The following is a 17,283-nucleotide window of genomic DNA, read 5'->3' on the forward strand; positions in this document are numbered from 1 at the left end:
GGATGGCTCCATGTCAGCATACCAAGATGCACTCCAGACCCTGACCGCCCTGCGCGACGCCCAAGACGGCAAGTGGGACACCATCAATCCCGAGTATGCGGCGCGCATGCAGACCCAGAATCGCTTTCGCACGGGGCTCGAGATCGCCCGCTATACCGCCAGCATCATGCGAGCCGACATGGCGGCCTACGACGCCGATGCCAACCAGTACACCCAATCGCTGGGCTGCTGGCACGGCTTCATCGGGCAGCAGAAAATGCTGGCGGTAAAGCGCCATCACGGCACCACTGCCAAGCGATATCTCTACCTGTCAGGCTGGATGGTCGCGGCAATGCGTTCGGAGTTCGGACCGCTGCCGGATCAGTCGATGCATGAGAAGACCAGTGTGCCGGCTCTGATCGAAGAGCTTTACACCTTTCTGCGCCAAGCCGATGCCCGGGAACTGGGCCACCTGTTCAAGGCACTGGACGAGGCACGAGCGTCAGGCGATGAAGTCACCGCCCGCGCCGTTCAGGACCGGATCGATAACTTCGAGACCCATGTCGTGCCGATCATCGCCGACATCGATGCCGGCTTCGGTAACGAAGAGGCCACCTACCTGTTGGCCAAGAAGATGATTGAAGCCGGCGCCTGTTGCATCCAGATCGAGAACCAGGTTTCGGATGCCAAGCAGTGCGGTCATCAGGCCGGCAAGGTCACCGTGCCCCACGAAGACTTCCTGTCAAAGATCAATGCCGTTCGCTATGCCTTTCTCGAGCTTGGCGTCGACGATGGTGTCATTGTCGCCCGTACCGACTCCCTGGGCGCCGGCTTGACCCAGAAGATCCCGGTCTCGCACGAACCCGACGACCTGGCCAGCCAGTACAACCGCTTCCTCGAGACGACTGCCGTGTCTTCGGCCGACGACGTTGCCGAGGGTGATACCCTGATCAAGCTCGATGGATCACTCAGGAAGCCCGTGCGCCTGGCCAACGGCCTCTATCAGTTCAAACCGGGAACCGGTGAAGATCGTGTCGTGCTGGACTGCATTACCTCGCTACAGCATGGCGCGGACCTGCTTTGGATCGAAACCGAGAAGCCCCACGTCGGCCAAATCGCCGGCATGGTCAATCGCATCCGCAAGGTTTGCCCAGATGCGAAGCTTGTCTACAACAACTCGCCCTCCTTTAACTGGACACTCAACTTCCGCCAACAGGTCTTTGATGCCTGGGAGCAAGAGGGCAAAGACATCAGCGCCTATGATCGCGGCGACCTGATGAATGCCATCTACGATGACACCGAGCTTGGCCGGGTAGCCGACGACTGGACGCGCAACTTCCAGCGCGATGCCGCGCGTGAAGCGGGCATCTTCCACCACCTGATCACCCTGCCCACCTACCACACGGCAGCGCTGTCCACCGACGACCTGGCCAAGGGCTACTTCGGTGAAGAAGGCATGCTGGCCTATGTCGAAGGGGTACAGCGCCAGGAAATCCGCAAGGGCCTGGCAAGCGTCAAGCACCAGGACATGGCCGGCTCGAACCTCGGCGACGACCACAAGGAGTACTTCTCCGGCGACGGCGCACTCAAGGCAGGCGGCAAAGACAACACCATGAACCAGTTCGCCTGAGGCGCTACGCGCCCGACTAACGGTATCGCTCCACTAAGGGGAGGCCAATCGGCCTCCCCTTTTTAATGGCGCTCACTTTAGCGACCAAACCAACATTTCATGAAAGATATCGACAACATCAACGACGTAAAGAACCGCCTGTAGTTAGGCTACAACATGTCGTGATGCCAATGAGGCATGGTTGATTCTGCTGTGCTGCACCATAGTCAAGTCACAGCACAGGCAAGCGCATCGCTACCCCGATTAACGCTCTCCTGCACTGGGCTACAACACGGGCGCTCCCATTGATGATCCAAGCGCCTTGGGCGATGGTCTTTCCAAGCTTGTGACCACTTCGCATCTGCAGCATCGGGCACTTACCCGGCCCGGCATGAGTAGCAAACGCCACATAAACGCCATCGTGAATGGCCACTGCACAAAAGGTGTTACACATGAACTGCATCGAACTGACCCACCAAGCCGATCTCATTGCCAGCACATTCAGCAAGCAGGAACTCGCCAAACTGGTGGTAGCCCTGAAAGGCAACGGGGAATCCCTGCAGCACGCCGTCGAGGTCATCGATACTGTCGACAGCCGTGCAGGCTACTCACTCGATGATGCCTGGGACGAAGTATTGACCGGCGACACGCAAACACTTGAAGAAGAATAATCCCTCCCGGCGCTAATAAAAGACGGACCACTGGCTCATCCCGCAATGCGGGATGGGCTTTTTCATGGTGAAGCACTCAAGGGACAACTCCTCACCTTTCTCTACTCATTCCTTGCCCAATATGCCCCGGACAGGCAATGCTAAGGACACGACGAGAATTTTCAGCCAACGAGCGACTGGTCGAGCACCGGGAATGGCGTTAGACTAATTATCAAACAGCGTTCTATATTGGTTTGGCGCACACCCTGTCACCCCTATCGCGCCATCAACAGGAGACCTCCCCATGCCCCACCTCAAGACACACGCCCTGCTCCCCCTGTTGGCCGCCGGCCTACTGACGCTCGCTGGCTGTGCCAACACCAGTCCCTATTCGGGTGATGTGTACCGTGGCAACCAGGCGCAGACCGCCCAGACGGTTAGCTATGGCACCATCACCGCACTTCGCCAAGTGCAGATTCAAGCAAGCGACCAGAACAGCGGTGCGCTCGGCGGCATTGGCGGCGCCGTGATCGGCGGCCTACTGGGCAACCAGATCGGCGGAGGCTCGGGCAGGACACTTGCGACAGCAGCCGGTGCAATTGGCGGTAGCGTGGCCGGCAAGAAGGTCGAAGACACCGCTAACCGAACCGCGGCCTGGGAGATGGAAATACGTCGCGACAGCGGGCAGAGCGTCATTGTGGTACAGAAAGCCGATCGCGCTTTCCAAGTCGGCCAACGGGTGCGACTGATTGGCAGCGGCGCCAACCTGAGCGTCGCGCCCTACTGAAAGAAGACACGATACGTGCCCGAGAACTCGGCAAGAAAAATCTGACAAGCCTTCAGAACGCAAAAAGGCCCGCGAGTATGCTCGCGGGCCTAGTCGTTGCTGATAGTCGTTACTTTCAGTCGTGCTGACAGTTGTTGCTTTTAGTCATTGCCACCTAGCGTGACATCGACGCTAACCATTCAAGGGCTCTACCCGGGGCTCGTCGAGGAATAGGACCCTAGAGCAGTAGCCAAGTTCTGTACCTTGGCTCAGTGCATCTTGACCCGATCCATGATCCAACCAACCAGACTCTTGCCAAGCCACACGATCAACGCCAAGAGGATCACGGTGAATATCATATCGACCGGGCGAATCAAGGCAGTGGCGCCTAGCACGGCAATGGCCGGGCACCAGACCCAGCGATCGTCGCCACCACTGACCAGCAGCGACGGCATTTTTTGCTCGAAGAAGGTTCCCAACCCCCCGCTCCAGCTCTTAACGGTCAATAACAGGATCACGGCAAAGGCGATCAGCCAGATCAGCGTCACGGTCATGGACATTCTCTCCAGCGGGATTTTGGTCAGATGTAAGGGCGATAGATAATCAGACTCAGGGTATCCCTGCCCCGCGCTGCACGCAACTGCCACCCACAGGCTTGAATCAACGTCATGATCTACCCTTAGAAGCTGAAAAAATCCCAGCCGCCCCTGACAGCCCTTGCACCATCGCGTTACCATTAGCGCGACATGCACTCACCGAAAGGTCCCCCAATGCAAATTCAGCAGAACTCCGTAGTCGCGTTCCACTACACCCTGAAAAATGATTCTGGTGAGGTGCTGGACAGCTCCGAAGGTCGCGAGCCGCTTACCTACATGCACGGTTCCGGCAACATCATCCCGGGCCTGGAAAAAGAGCTCGAAGGTAAGGCTGACGGCGACAAGCTGCAAGTAGCCGTTACACCGGAAGAAGGCTACGGCGAAATCCAGGAAGGCCTGGTGCAAGAAGTGCCGCGTGATGCCTTCCAGGGTGTCGAAGACGTGCAGCCGGGCATGCAGTTCCAGGCTCAGACTCAGGGCGGCCCGCTGATGGTCACCGTGACTCAGGTTGAAGGTGACACCGTCACCGTCGATGGCAACCACCCGCTGGCCGGCCAGAATCTGAACTTCGACGTCGAAATCGCCGAAGTGCGTGAAGCAAGCGACGAAGAAGTCGAGCACGGCCACGTGCACGGCGAAGGTGGCGTTGAGCACTAAGCTCTGCCGCACTGCTTCAGCTAACGCTGACACGCAAAAGGGGCAGCCCCAGGGCTGCCCCTTTTTTGTGCATCAGATACTAGATCCCCTCCAGATTCTGCGGATAGCCATCGACACCCTCTACTGACCCGGGCAGCGCGATGGATTAGGCGAATCGGAAAAATGCAGCCGCGCATAACTGGCACTCGCATCCCCTCCCGCATTATCGCCATCGGTCATCAGGGCAACGCCACTCAGGCGCTCAGGCCGCTCGCCAAACAAGCGACTGAAGTCCTCACGTACATCGCGTACCTCGGCCATCCACTCCCCAACCGGCGCTTCCTTACCCTGCAGTGCCAGCAGTTGAGCACGGTCGGTAAACGCATTTGCCCAGGCACTACCCGCTGACTGATTCGATGACCAGACATAGTTCACCGACTGCACCTGGAACGGCAGCCAGCCGGTCTTGCGCGCCACGTAGACTCGCGCCGGGTAATCATCGCCTGCCTTGGTCGTTTCACGAAGCCCGGGATAGGTTGAAGTGACGCGCCAGCACCAGTGCAGATAGGGGGTGCGATTCAGGTCGATGTCCTGCTCCAGGTACTTGGCCGACGCCTGACCACGGGCCCGTGCCTGAAGCACCTGCTCCCCTTGCTCTTCTACCAGTTGGTAATCGGTCTCTCCGTCGAAAGAACGTGTCGGCCAATTACGTATGTCGCTTGGACTGAAAGCCGTCTCGGCGGCCAACAGCGGTTGCGAAAAGGAAACCGACGCCCCGCCTGCCAGCAGCATGCCCATTAGCCCAGCGAGGGTCGATGTGACGTGCCGTTTTCCTTGTTTCATGCGCGTCCCTCTTGAGCCTTGATGGTATGAAAGCCGCCCCATAGTCGAGTACCGGTCGTCAGCAGGCAGGCCGCAGCAAAGACCGACGCCAGCACGGCAAACTGCTCGGGCCACAGGCAGAAGGCCACAAAAGCCAGGATGGTTTCGGTGCCCTCGGTGAGGCCATGCAGGTAGTAGAAGGCTTTGCTCTCGAAGCTGGGCCTTGCCAGGTCGTGCTTGGCGGCCATGATGGCGAAGGCCAGAAAGGAGCTGCCGGTACCCACAAAGGCGAACAGCAATAGCGCTGCGGCCAGCGCATTGGCTGGCGGATTCGCCAGGGCGAAGCCCAGCACCACCGCGGCATAGAACAGGAAGTCGAGGCCGATATCCAGGAAACCACCGGCGTCGCTTGATTGCCCGGTGTGGCGCGCCAGGGCACCATCCAGACCATCGCCCAGGCGGTTGACGAGGATCGCCACCAGCGCCCAGCCATAGGCCTGCTGCGCCAACAGTGGCAGCGCCAACATGCCGATCAGGAAACTGGCTACCGTCACCTGGCTGGGGGTCACGCCTCGTCCAGCAAGCCCCTTGGCAAGGCTAGCCAGCGGGGGCTTGATCCACTCATTGGTCCAGCGATCGAGCATGGGACTCACTCCTTGTAGTCGAGCTCTTGGCGGTGGCCGATGAATGGGCGCTGCGACGCCGCCAGGCAAAGTAGCGCTCAAGCCAACCCAACAGCCGCTCGGGCTTATGGGCATTCTTCCACACCCCGGCGCTGGCCTTGGCGGCCTCAGAGAACGTCGGGTAGGGATGGATAGTCGCCAAGAGCTTGTTGAGGCCGATGCCGTGCGTCATGGCCAGCGTATACTCACCCAGCAGCTCACCGGCGCCGTGACCCACAATGCTGGCCCCCAGAATCCGGTCCTTGCCCGGTACGGTCAGCACCTTGATGAAGCCTTCGGTGTGCTGATCGGCGATCGCCCGGTCAAGCTCCGAGAAGGCGTAGCGGGTCACTTCGACCTCCACGCCTTGAGCGGCGGCCTCACGCTCGTTGAGTCCCACCCTTGCAACCTCAGGGTCGCAGAAGGTCACCGCCGGCAGGTTGCGATAGTCGACGGTGAAGCGTTTGAACTCACCGAACAGGGCGTTGACCGTGGCATGCCAGGCCTGATGAGCGCTGGCATGAGTCAGCTGGAAGGGGCCGGCCACATCACCACAGGCCCAGATGTTCGGGTGCAGGCTGCGTAGAGTGCCATCGACATCGATGGTGCCGTTGCCACGGGGCAGCACGCCGAGCCCCTCGAGGCCGAAGCCACTGACGTTGGCCTCCCGGCCCACCGCCACCAGCAGCCGATCGAAGATCAGCCGCTCGGTCTCCACGCCCTCGGGGCCATCACGCTCAATGACCAGTACCCGACCACTGTCGCCATGACTGGGGCCCGGCTCAACCCGAACCGCCCGGGCGCCCAGCGCCACGCGCACGCCTTCGGCCTCTAGCCGGCTCTCGACTAGCTGGGCGATATCGCGATCCTCCTTCGCCAACAACTGAGAGCCACTTTGCACCATCGTCACGCGGCTGCCCAAGCGGGCGAAGCTCTGACCCAGCTCACAGCCGATCGGCCCACCGCCCAGCACCACGAGACGCTTGGGCAAGGATTCAAGCGCCCAGAGGTTATCGGACGTCAGCACATCGCGCTCTTCCAGGCCCTCGAGCTCAGGCACCCGCGGCCGGGCGCCGGTAGCAACAATCACATGCCGTGTGGTCAACACCCGCTCGCCGACGCGGACCTCCCAGGGCGTCTGCAACCAGGCATCGCCATGAACGACCTCAACGCCAAGACCGCGGTAGCGCTCAGGGCTATCATGAGGCTCGACCTCCTCGATGGCGCGATGGACATGACCCATCACCGCAGAAAAATCGACCTCAGGCTCTGCGGCAGAAAGTCCAAACCGTTTGGCCTCGCGCATCTCCTGAGCGAGCCGAGCCGATCGAATCAGCGCCTTCGAGGGCACGCAGCCGGTATTCAGGCAGTCGCCTCCCATCTTGTCGCGCTCGACAAGCGCCACCTTTGCCTTGACCGCCGCGCCGATATAACTCGCTACCAGCCCGGCTGAGCCCGCGCCGATGACTACGATGTCGTAGTCGTAGTGCCGAGGCTTATCGTACTCACGAGCAATGCGGCGACGCTTGGCGATCTCCACGATCCAGCGAGCCAACCAGGGGAAGACCCCGATCAGCGCAAAGGACGCCAGCAGGCCCGGCGACAATATGCCGCCCAGCGACTCGAGGGTTCCCAGCTCGCGTCCCGCGTTCACGAAGACAGCAGTGCCCGGCAGCATGCCCAGCTGGCTGACCCAGTAGAAGGTGACCAGGCGCATCCGGGTCAGCCCCATCACCAGGTTGATGACAAAAAACGGGAACAAAGGGATCAGGCGCAGTGTGAACAGATAGAAGGCGCCCTCCCGTTCGATACCGCGATTGATGCGATCGAGCTGACGGGAAAAGCGCCGCTCCAAGGGCGAGCGAGCCAGGGTGCGGGCGATCAGAAAAGCAAGACTCGCCCCAATAGTGCTGGCGAAGGAAATGATCACCAGGCCCAGGCCAAGTCCGAACAGCGCCCCGCCGAGCAACGTCAATAAAGCGGCCCCCGGCAATGACAGCGCTGCCATCACGACGTAAAGGGCAAAAAAGCCGCCGATTACGGTCAGGGGATCATCGGCAAGCCAGGCTTGGAAGCGGGCCTGCTCAGCCTTAATGGCGTCAAGGGTCAGAAACTCATGGGCGCCACTCAAGTAAAAGGCGCCTATCACCAGGGCAATGAGGACAAGAATGACGAGGCGTTGTCGGTTCAACAGAATAACTCCTTAACATGACGAATACGGTAGCGACTCAAGGGCCAGCCATGCCCATTGAGTCACATACCTAGATGCTTCCTTACAGACCGTATGCAGGCGACTGGCGCCGATGGCGACGGGCGAGCTATCGCTTGCCAAGAACGACAGCGGTCAAGCAACCGATTTTGCGCCCATCAAGAACGCCAACGCCAACTTCTGGCGAATATTGAGATCTCTGGCAGGGAACCCTTGTGCTGAGTTCCCATCCAACGAACACCCACCAACGCAAAGGGATTGACCATGGCGCACTATCAGCATGCTGCTACACGCCTCATTAGCCCGGCGACTCGATGCCTCTTCAAAGCGCTGCCGCTAGCACTGGCCATCGGCGCTTCAGCCAATGCACTCGCCGCGGACTCAAAGGATGCGGTTTTCGCTGGTGGCTGCTTCTGGTGCATGGAAGAAGCCTACGACAAGGTGCCAGGCGTACTCGAGACCACATCGGGCTATAGTGGCGGCGCCGCAGACACCGCGACCTATCAGCAGGTCTCTGCGGAGCGCACCGATCATGCCGAAGTCGTGCGGGTGAAATATGACCCTGACGATGTCAGCTACGAGCAACTGCTCGAGGTTTTCTGGCGCAACATCGATCCCTTCGCCGTCGATCGCCAGTTTTGCGATGCCGGGAAATCCTATCGCAGCGCGATCTTCCCCATGAACGAAGAGCAGCGAGCCATGGCGAAGGCGAGTCTTGATGAGATGCAGGCTCGCTTTGATCGCGAGATCGCCACGCAGATCGAAGACTTCAAGGCCTTCTATCCCGCCGAGGATTACCACCAGAACTACCACAAGACCAACAGCCTGAGATACAACTTCTACAAGTCGGCCTGTGGGCGAGTCGACCGTCTTGAGGAAGTGTGGGGCGATGAGGCGGGCACCCAGGGGGCGCTCAAGGGGTAGTCTTAACTGACCGATCGCATCGCCACAACCCGATACTCAGCGCGGCAGTAGCCATCAGCATCAGCTCGGCGGCCAAAATTACCCCACGCCAGCCGCCTAGCTGCCAGAAAGCTCAAGATAAAAGCCTCCAAGACTTGCCCCCAGATGTGAGGCGGCTAATGCCAGGGTCGCACAGGACATGGCCAGGCTTGCCATCATCGTGGAGACGCCGAAAGTAGCGCGCAGTTCAGGCAGCAGCGGCTGGGGAGCGTAGAAATTGATGAAGACGATGAAGGAGCCCAGGCTGAGGGCCAGGGAAGTACGCCATCAATCACACGTGTGAGCTTGAATCATGAGATGCCAGTCATGGGGCACTCGCAAGAGACGGGCCACATCGAGACAATCTCGGTGACACCCTCGGTTTAGCCGTTGGTGGCCAGAATCGCTCGCTGAGCGAGTTGCGTGGGTGCCAGCGGACGGCGCGCCTGCCAGTAGTAGCGACGCCAGTAGCTATTGTCGAGACGTGACAGGGAGACCCCCTGAGACGAGGATGCATGCAAGAAGAAACCGTCGCCAACATAGATGCCGGCATGGCGATAAGTGCCGGGCGGGCGGAAGAACACTAGGTCTCCGGCTTTTAGTGCGCTGCGCTTAATACGCCGCCCCTGATTCACCTGCTGTGAGGTGGTGCGCGGCAACTCGGTGTCGAAGCGCTCACGAAAGATGGTCTGAATCAACGCCGAGCAGTCGATACCATGGCGGCTCTCGCCGCCCAGCCGATAAGGCGTGCCCAGCCAGCGTTCATGTTCCTCGTATAGTGCCTTCCGAACCACCTCTCGGCTTGGCTGTTCCAGACCTTGATGATCGAGCAGCGGGTTATCCACGGGCGACATCGGCCCGCTGGAAAGCCCCGGTAGCTGGGTGGCGAAGTAATCCGAGGGAACCTTGGGCGCGGGTGACGGCGACGTCGCGCAACCAGCGAGTCCGGCATGCAGGGCGAGAAGCGCTGTGGTGACGGCAATCCGCGACATCGTGCTGACCTCCTCTCTGTGGCCGGATCGCGACGCGGCGACTCCGTGCTAAGTGACTGATCGGTAAGAGTCTCAATAGTATCGAGACCGCAAAGCCGCCCATGATAGTGCCTACTGCAAGGTATGACGAGCTTTTCGCGCAGCGCTTATGGCAAGCACCCGCTCACGATGCCCCTGTTACGCTAGTGCAGAGTGCGCGCATCGCCCGGCAAGGTATCGATATGCATAGGCGCCCAGTGGCGCGGTCGAGCGCCCGGAAAATCCAGGCTCGCCCAAGGACCAGCCAGTGGCGGCGCCCCGGTCAACCAGCTCACCAGCGCCTCGCGGAAGCTCGACAGAAACGTCTTGCGCTCCTCGGTCTCCCCCATGAAGAACGAGAAACCGGCATAAAGCCCCCGAGCATAGGCCTGCCATCCCGGATAATGCTTCGCGGCAAGCGTCGCCGACTGATCGAGAGCCGAGGTAAACTGCGCCTCGCTCAACCACGCCAGCTGTCGGCCGGCGATTGCCAGATCAACGGCCTGAGCAATATCCCAGGCCGCCATATCGAAGGTATTGCAGCCTGCTTCGTTGTCGCGGATGCGCTTGAGGCGCAAAAGATGGTTACGCTCGTCTTCGCTGCAGTCATCGCTCTCGAGTGTGGCGATTTCCGATGCGAGTCTTGCGGCATTGAGGGTGTAGGGCGCGTAGTTGATCTGGTATTCCTGACGATCACCGGCGCTCAGCAGGAAGTCGAGAAACTCCCGGAGCGCCTCGCCATCCTGCAAGCCATAATGACCATCCATCCATTCCTGAATGGCCGACACCTCGCGGGCGCTCTCAGGCAGCGGCTCGCTCCAGGCGCCGCCGTTGAGCGGCCCGACCAGTGCCAGGGCAGTGAAGCGTGGCAGGCTGAGTCGCGGGCCGGGCTCCTGCCAGCTAGCCCCTGCCCGCCAGTCCAGCCAATGAAAGGGGCTGCCCGGGTCATCTCTATGCCAGCGGATCTCGTGGGCAAGCGACACCGGGGTGCTTTGCTCGAGCGGCGGCTCAGGCAGCGCGGCCTCCCAACAGGCCCAGGCATTGAGCAGCCGCCGAGCATCCGGATAGAAACGCCCCAGCACGCCCCGTAACGATTCAGCCAGTCGTGAAAGTCCGTCGGCATCGAACTCACCACTGTCATCTGCCATCTGTAGATAGAAGGCGTACTTCTCGGCCATATGCACAGTGGCCGAAAAGCGACTGCAGCCCTTGAGGGCATCGCGTTGAGCGAGCCCCTCCGCGGCTGGCTTGCCGAAGGGCGTGACCAGGCTCGGCAGCGCACTATGGTCGGCATCGGCCGCCAGCTGGTTGAGGTGATGGGCCTGTGCCGGCAGCCAGTAGCGGGCAAGTCCGGCGACACCGTCATCCGGATAGAGGCCGAGCACTTCCTTCAGATAGTGCTGCGCATCCTTGTAGACACTTTCCGCCAGGGATGGCCTCGGCCCCTGGCGAAGCAATAGCTCGGGTTCACGTACCGAGGCCAGTGCCAGCACCCAGTGACGCGCATCGGCACGCCAGGCCCGCATCGCCGCCTGTGAAGCCTCACGGTTGGCATCGTCCTGCAAGGCCTTGAGCGGCTCTCGCCAGGGGCTTGCCGGTGACTGCAACAACAGCGCCCAGTCCTGATCGAGCTCGGCCATCTTGTCGCTGCCCTCAAAGAGACTGCGCCCCCGCTGATAGGCCGTGACCATGGCGACCCAGTCGCTGTAGCGACGCGTGATCAGATCCAGAGCATGGTGGGCAAAGGCATCCGCCTCAGCCTGAGCGAGCCAGCCAAGTGCCAGGCCGGCATAGGCCAGATCGACCAGACGCAGCCAGTCCCAGGCCGCCCATTCCAGCGTTTCGCCACGTGACAGGAAGCCAAGCAGCACCTTGCCGGAGGCTACCGAGCCGCCTTTCTGCCCCGCGAGCCAGGCGTCGCGCTGTTCAACGGAGGCCTCGAGCAGCCGTGTGGCATCCAGATCCCAGGCATAGCGATCGCCCTGTCCGGCAAGCCACAGCAGCAGGCGCACCAGACCATCGCGGTCATGAACCTGCCACTCATCGGCGAGAAAGGCCCTCGCCTGGGGAGCATCCAGCGCCTCGTCGGCACCGGCCGCCAGCACGGGAGCAAAGGCGGCGCGTAGCCGCCAGGCCTGCTCACTGGGCGCCGACGGCCACAACGGCGCTTGGGGCAGACGTCTTACCGTCTCGGCGAGTACCTCCCAGGTGATGCCGGCACCTTCACGCTCCAGCGTTGAAAGGGCATGGCAGGCCTCCAGGAAACCGTCATCTCCACGCTCCCAGCCAAGCACGCCTCGTGCCTGACGCAGCGCCACTAGCCAGTTCTCAAGGGTATTGCAGTGAGCACAGATATCACCGGCAATACGTGCCACCCAGGCACGGGCCTGCTCGACCGGCAGCCACCCGGCAGCCACCGAAAGCGCCAGCAGTTCCAGACTTTCCAGATGGCCCAACGGATTTACCGCGCCGGGAGCAAAGGCCTCGATTAGTTGCCAGCCCAGTTCGCCGCGATCCGCGATCTCCATTTCGGCGAGTCGCTGAACGGCCAAGGATGGCTCGATGGCCGTCGGATCGGGCGAAAAGGCCCAGTCACACAGCACAAGTTGTTGAGCCCACCAGGCACTCAGGGGATCGACCAAGACTCACCTCACCACGCGCAGGTTGTCATCAAGACAACCATAGGGATTTTCGGCGCATAGTTTAGCGGAAACTGAGGGATTCGCCGATCCCTGCCTACTGAACCAGCGCAATAATGACCTGGATCAGCCGGCATGGACTCACCTCTCGGAAAAGCCTTGACGGAACGCCGAGATAAGGCTTGGCGGTTTGTTGTAAATAATGCACACTTGTTGAATATGGCACCAACAACCCCCGGAGCTCTTTCACAATGTCGTCCGATCTGCTGATGTCCAAGGCCTATATCAACGGTCAGTGGTGCGATGCGCCGACGCGCTTTGCCGTGACCAACCCCGCTACCGGCGACACCATTGCCGAGGTCGCAGACCTTGACGCCGATGGCGCCCGCGACGCCGTGGCCGCCGCCGATGCGGCCTGGCCGGCCTGGCGCAAGCGTTCGGCCAAGGAGCGCTCGGCACTCCTGCGTCGCTGGTTCGATACGGTGATGGCTCATCAGGAGCCGCTGGCACGTCTGATGACACAGGAACAGGGCAAGCCGCTGGCCGAGTCGATGGGCGAAGTGGCCTATGGCGCCAATTTCATCGAATATTACGCCGAAGAAGCCAAGCGTATGGCCGGTGAGACGCTGCCCAGCCACAGCGATGACAAGCGCCTGATGGTGATGCGGGAATCCATTGGCGTGGTGGCCGCCATCACGCCCTGGAACTTCCCGTTGGCGATGATCACCCGCAAGGTCGCCCCGGCCCTGGCTGCCGGCTGCACGGTGGTCATCAAGCCCGCCGAGGCCACGCCGCTGACCGCCCTGGCACTGGCCAAACTCGCCGAGGACGTCGGCCTGCCCGCCGGTGTGCTGAATGTGGTCACAGCAAGCAAGCCCGCGGACATCGGCGAAGTACTGACGACCGACCCGCGTGTCCGCAAGGTCTCCTTCACGGGGTCCACGCCGGTCGGCAAGAAACTGCTCGAGCAGTGCGCCGGCACCGTCAAGAAGGCGTCCATGGAGCTTGGCGGCAATGCACCCTTTATCGTCTTCGACGATGCCGACCTGGACGCCGCCGTGGAAGGCGCCATTGCTTCCAAGTTCCGCAACTCCGGCCAGACCTGTGTGTGCACTAACCGCCTGCTGGTCCAGGACGGGGTCTATGATGCCTTTGTCGAGAAGCTGGCCGCCCGCGTCAGCGAACTTCGCGTAGGTGATGGACTCGAAGACGGTGTCAGTCAGGGGCCGCTGATCAATAAAGCGGCGGTAGACAAGGTACAGTCGCATGTCAGTGATGCACTCGAGCACGGCGGCCGCCTGATTTGTGGGGGTGAACCCCACTCGCTTGGCGGTACCTTCTATCAGCCGACGGTGATTGCCGACGTGACGCCGGAAATGCGCGTCGCACGCGAAGAGACCTTTGGCCCTCTGGCTCCGGTGTTCCGTTTCACGAACGATGCCGACGCCATCGCCATGGCCAATGCCACCGAGTTTGGTCTGGCGGCCTACTTCTATGCCCGTGACTATGCCCGCATCTGGCATGTGATGGAGGCGCTGGAATATGGCATGGTGGGGATAAACGAAGGGATCCTCTCGACTGAGCTGGCACCCTTTGGCGGTATCAAAGAATCTGGTCTGGGCCGTGAGGGCTCACGTCACGGCCTGGACGACTACACTGAACTCAAGTACGTCTGTATTGGTGGCCTTTGAGCACCAGGTGAATCCGACAGGAGAGATTGATGAACAACGCCCAACTCAACGAACTCAAGCAGCGCTATGTGGCCAACGGGGCCGCTAGCCCGGCCACGCAGTTTGCCGATCGCGCCGAGAATGCGCTGATCTGGGACGCCGATGGTAACCGCATTATCGATTTCGCCGGCGGCATCGGCGTGCTCAACATTGGTCACCGTCACCCGAAGGTCGTGCAGGCAGTCAAGGACCAGCTCGACCGCGTCATGCACACCTGCCAGACCGTGATGCCTTATGAAGGTTACGTGAAGGTTGCCGAGAAGCTCAGCCAAGTCACGCCCGTGCGCGGCCATGGCAAGGTGATGCTGGCCAACTCCGGCGCCGAGGCACTGGAAAATGCGGTCAAGATTGCGCGCGGCGCCACCGGCAAGAACAACGTCATCTGCTTTGACGGCGGCTACCACGGCCGTACCTTCATGACCATGGCCATGAACGGCAAGGTCGCGCCCTACGCCACCGACTTCGGCAGCATGCCGGGCAACGTCTTCCGCGCCCCGTACCCGGTGCCGTATCACGGCGTCAGCGAAGACGAGGCCATACGCGGCCTGAAGATGGCACTCAAGACCGATGCCAATCCCAAGGATACTGCCGCCATCGTGCTGGAACCGGTCCTTGGTGAAGGCGGCTTCTATCCAGCGCCGGCGAGCTTTCTCAAGAAAATCCGTGAGATCTGCGACGAGCACGGCATGATGATGATCATCGACGAAGTGCAGTCAGGCTTCGGTCGTACCGGCAAGCTGTTCGCCATCGAGCACAGCGGCGTCGAGCCGGACATCATCACCATGGCCAAAAGCATGGCCGACGGCATGCCGATCTCCGCTGTCGTGGGTACCGACACGGTCATGGACGCTTGCGGCCCCAACTCTCTCGGCGGCACCTATACCGGCAGCCCCGTTTCCTGCGCGGCCACCCTTGCGGTGCTCGAAGCCTTCGAGGAAGAAGATATCCTCGGCAAGAGCCAGGCCCTGGGTGACAAGCTGGCCAAGCGCTTCGAGAAGTGGCAACAGGACTTCGATTGCGTCGACAACGGCCGCAACATGGGGGCCATGGCCGCCATTGACCTGGTGTCCGACAAGGCTAACCACACGCCGGACGCCGACCTGGCCGGTGCCCTGTGCAAGAAGGCGCGCGAGAAGGGACTGATCCTGTTGTCCTGCGGCCTTTATGGCAACACCATCCGCTTCCTGATGCCGGTAACCATCGAGGACGAGATTCTCGAGGAAGGCCTGACCATCATCGAAGAGACTCTCAAGGAACTGGTCGGCAACAAAAGCGCCGCCACTGCCTAATCGTCACGTCTCGATGACGAGGTTGGAAACGCCTTGAAATGAAACCGCCCGGCCAATTGGCCGGGCGGTTTTTTTATGCAATTGCCAAGCGATGTCCCACGACAGGAGGCTTGGCCATCACGATAACCAAGTCAGCCGCTCTTGACCTTGGCGATGACCCACAAGAGCACCACGGCACCGACTGTCGCCGTGACCAGCGAGCCGATGAAACCGCCGGCAGACAGCCCCAGCAGGCTGAACAGGAAGCCGCCCACCAGGGCGCCGACCACGCCGACACCAATATTGCCCAGCAGGCCAAACCCGCCACCTTGCATAATGTTACCGGCAATCCATCCGGCCAGACCGCCGATGATCAACCATGCGATAAAACCCATAAGATGCTCTCCTTCGCGTTGAGGTGTTGCCTGATCACTTCCAGATAGCACCTTTCACCTTGGTGCTATCTGACATAGTGCCTATGGCGCCGGGTTTCTGAAACAGCATCGCTGAAACAGAGCCTTGAAAATATCTCGACTGACAGCGCGTCTTGACTATCAAACCTGACTACTCACATGCCTAGTGCCGGCCACGTGTGATGGGAATCTTCGGTCACCGACCCGCCGCCACCCTAACGTCCACGCCTCAAAACCTCGAACCAGGTTGCTCCAAAAATGCCTGCTCTTGGTTGCTGGACTCCCGGCCCAGGATAGCGTTGCGATGAGGATAGCGCCCAAACCGCAGCAGGATATCGTGATGGCGATGCTCGAAGCGTAGGCTTTCTTCAAGCCCCGGCTGCTCGAAAAGCCTCAACGCTTCCTCATGTACCGGCAGGGATTCACTGTGCATGTAAGGCATATACAGAAAGGGACGCTGACGCGTCGTCAGTGCCTGATCGGCCCCTTGGGCTACGGCCTCCTGGGCCAGTACTAGCGCCAGTGTATCCTGAGCAAAGGCCAGCGGATGATCACGGTGCATATTGCGCGAGAACTGATCCAGCACCAATATCTCGGCCAGGCGTCCCTGCGGAGTCGATCGCCATGCCCAAAGCTCAGCGCGGCAGGCGGCAGCCCATACGGGCTCGAAGCGCGCTGCAATTAAGGCATCCAGGGCCTCATCCTTGGCGAACCACTGCTTGGGCGTCAGTTCCTCGAACCAGAAGTCGAGTACCGCTTCCGGCTTAGCGTCGACCATCATCCTCTCCTAACTGGCTGTCCATATCAGAGTCGATACCAGAGACGATACCGGCTGCGAAGCTGGCAGCCGAAAGGCCTTGATCGTATTGAAATCCCTGCCTCATCCTAGTTGACTCTACGCCTCTCTCCCAAGCGGCACTCAACAGGACGCCCTATGCCACTGCATAATCTCTTGCCCGTATTGACGCTGGTGCTGCATACCCTTGGCCTCGTCACTTGCCTGATCGGGCTTACGATCGCACGGACCCCGCAGCGAAAACGCCTCGGTCAGGTGCTCGCCGTCCTTGGGTTCCTGATCGCGGCCAGCCCCATGCTCGCCCAGTTGCTCGGCATTATCCCCCCACCGCCGGTCACCCCCATCGTCCCAGACTGATCATCGAACGACGCACCAGCATGTTGCTGAAAAACGGTGGCGACAAAGCAGACCAAAGCACTATGTTGACGGCGTGAGACGACCATAGGGGCCAGCAAATGACACTGCCTATCGCAGCCTTAGACGAAAGGTGGATAGAGCTTTAGTCTAAGGCTGCCTAGCATCGCCCCACTATGTAAAGTTACTCCATTCCTAGGCA

General features: G+C 60.7%; 16 protein-coding genes. 8 read left to right on the top strand and 8 right to left on the bottom strand.

Annotated elements, in window-relative coordinates; all coding sequences use genetic code 11:
* Nucleotides 1-10: 10 nt before the first annotated feature.
* The 3 genes from ETC27_RS04760 (at nucleotide 11) to ETC27_RS04770 (ending at nucleotide 3,025) form a co-directional block, all read left to right on the top strand.
* Nucleotides 11-1,609 carry an isocitrate lyase gene (locus ETC27_RS04760; protein WP_136253865.1) on the top strand — a complete coding sequence of 533 codons (1,599 nt, stop codon included), beginning with the start codon at nucleotides 11-13 and terminating at the stop codon, nucleotides 1,607-1,609.
* A gap of 431 nt (nucleotides 1,610-2,040) precedes the next feature.
* Entirely contained in the window at nucleotides 2,041-2,259 is a 219-nt protein-coding gene (locus tag ETC27_RS04765) for a hypothetical protein (RefSeq protein WP_136253866.1), read from the top strand.
* 283 nt (nucleotides 2,260-2,542) lie between these two features.
* Nucleotides 2,543-3,025 carry an outer membrane lipoprotein gene (locus ETC27_RS04770; protein WP_136253867.1) on the top strand — a complete coding sequence of 161 codons (483 nt, stop codon included), beginning with the start codon at nucleotides 2,543-2,545 and terminating at the stop codon, nucleotides 3,023-3,025.
* A gap of 248 nt (nucleotides 3,026-3,273) precedes the next feature.
* Here ETC27_RS04770 and ETC27_RS04775 read toward each other — a convergent pair whose 3' ends face one another.
* Nucleotides 3,274-3,558 carry a hypothetical protein gene (locus ETC27_RS04775; RefSeq protein ID WP_136253868.1) on the bottom strand — a complete coding sequence of 95 codons (285 nt, stop codon included), beginning with the start codon at nucleotides 3,556-3,558 and terminating at the stop codon, nucleotides 3,274-3,276.
* Between the two features lie 216 nt (nucleotides 3,559-3,774).
* Between ETC27_RS04775 and ETC27_RS04780 the strand changes: the two genes are divergently transcribed.
* Nucleotides 3,775-4,257, top strand: a complete 483-nt coding sequence (locus ETC27_RS04780; protein ID WP_136253869.1) for an FKBP-type peptidyl-prolyl cis-trans isomerase — start codon at nucleotides 3,775-3,777, stop codon at nucleotides 4,255-4,257.
* Nucleotides 4,258-4,377: 120 nt separating this feature from the next.
* Here the strand turns inward: ETC27_RS04780 and ETC27_RS04785 are convergent, their stop codons facing one another.
* Genes ETC27_RS04785 through ETC27_RS04795 form a run of 3 tightly spaced genes read right to left on the bottom strand, consistent with a single transcriptional unit; the run spans nucleotide 4,378 to nucleotide 7,911 of the window.
* On the bottom strand, nucleotides 4,378-5,079 hold the full coding sequence (locus ETC27_RS04785; RefSeq protein WP_240724802.1) for a DUF3047 domain-containing protein: 702 nt from the start codon (nucleotides 5,077-5,079) through the stop codon (nucleotides 4,378-4,380).
* On the bottom strand, nucleotides 5,076-5,702 hold the full coding sequence (locus ETC27_RS04790; protein ID WP_136253870.1) for a CDP-alcohol phosphatidyltransferase family protein: 627 nt from the start codon (nucleotides 5,700-5,702) through the stop codon (nucleotides 5,076-5,078). Before ETC27_RS04790 ends, ETC27_RS04785 begins: the two co-directional genes overlap by 4 nt.
* Nucleotides 5,680-7,911 carry a dihydrolipoyl dehydrogenase family protein gene (locus ETC27_RS04795; RefSeq protein ID WP_136253871.1) on the bottom strand — a complete coding sequence of 744 codons (2,232 nt, stop codon included), beginning with the start codon at nucleotides 7,909-7,911 and terminating at the stop codon, nucleotides 5,680-5,682. Before ETC27_RS04795 ends, ETC27_RS04790 begins: the two co-directional genes overlap by 23 nt.
* 282 nt (nucleotides 7,912-8,193) lie before the next feature.
* Between ETC27_RS04795 and msrA the strand changes: the two genes are divergently transcribed.
* Nucleotides 8,194-8,853, top strand: coding sequence for a peptide-methionine (S)-S-oxide reductase MsrA (gene msrA, locus ETC27_RS04800; RefSeq protein WP_136253872.1), 660 nt, complete (start codon nucleotides 8,194-8,196; stop codon nucleotides 8,851-8,853).
* A 401-nt stretch (nucleotides 8,854-9,254) separates the two neighbouring features.
* On the opposite strand, the gene ETC27_RS04805 is transcribed toward msrA, so the two are convergent.
* Entirely contained in the window at nucleotides 9,255-9,863 is a 609-nt protein-coding gene (locus tag ETC27_RS04805; protein WP_136253873.1) for an NlpC/P60 family protein, read from the bottom strand.
* A gap of 182 nt (nucleotides 9,864-10,045) precedes the next feature.
* The gene (locus tag ETC27_RS04810; protein WP_136253874.1) at nucleotides 10,046-12,523 is read right to left on the bottom strand and encodes a DUF1266 domain-containing protein; all 2,478 of its coding nucleotides are present in this window, start codon (nucleotides 12,521-12,523) and stop codon (nucleotides 10,046-10,048) included.
* Nucleotides 12,524-12,789: 266 nt separating this feature from the next.
* Here ETC27_RS04810 and ETC27_RS04815 point away from each other — a divergent pair, with 266 nt between their 5' ends.
* Complete coding sequence (locus ETC27_RS04815; RefSeq protein ID WP_240724829.1) at nucleotides 12,790-14,211, top strand: NAD-dependent succinate-semialdehyde dehydrogenase; 1,422 nt, start codon at nucleotides 12,790-12,792, stop codon at nucleotides 14,209-14,211.
* A 29-nt stretch (nucleotides 14,212-14,240) separates the two neighbouring features.
* A complete protein-coding gene (gabT, locus tag ETC27_RS04820; RefSeq protein ID WP_136253876.1) occupies nucleotides 14,241-15,539 on the top strand; it encodes a 4-aminobutyrate--2-oxoglutarate transaminase in 1,299 nt (432 codons plus the stop codon).
* Nucleotides 15,540-15,670: 131 nt separating this feature from the next.
* Here gabT and ETC27_RS04825 read toward each other — a convergent pair whose 3' ends face one another.
* Nucleotides 15,671-15,913 carry a GlsB/YeaQ/YmgE family stress response membrane protein gene (locus ETC27_RS04825; protein ID WP_136253877.1) on the bottom strand — a complete coding sequence of 81 codons (243 nt, stop codon included), beginning with the start codon at nucleotides 15,911-15,913 and terminating at the stop codon, nucleotides 15,671-15,673.
* Nucleotides 15,914-16,160: 247 nt separating this feature from the next.
* Nucleotides 16,161-16,709 (bottom strand): DUF924 family protein, encoded by a 549-nt coding sequence (locus ETC27_RS04830; protein WP_136253878.1) that lies wholly within the window; start codon nucleotides 16,707-16,709, stop codon nucleotides 16,161-16,163.
* A 156-nt stretch (nucleotides 16,710-16,865) separates the two neighbouring features.
* Here ETC27_RS04830 and ETC27_RS04835 point away from each other — a divergent pair, with 156 nt between their 5' ends.
* Nucleotides 16,866-17,084: a hypothetical protein gene (locus ETC27_RS04835; RefSeq protein WP_136253879.1), complete on the top strand. Its 219-nt coding sequence runs from the start codon at nucleotides 16,866-16,868 to the stop codon at nucleotides 17,082-17,084.
* The last annotated feature ends 199 nt before the right edge of the window (nucleotides 17,085-17,283 follow it).

This window comes from Onishia niordana, from assembly GCF_004798965.1.
In the GTDB taxonomy this organism is placed as follows: domain Bacteria; phylum Pseudomonadota; class Gammaproteobacteria; order Pseudomonadales; family Halomonadaceae; genus Onishia; species Onishia niordana.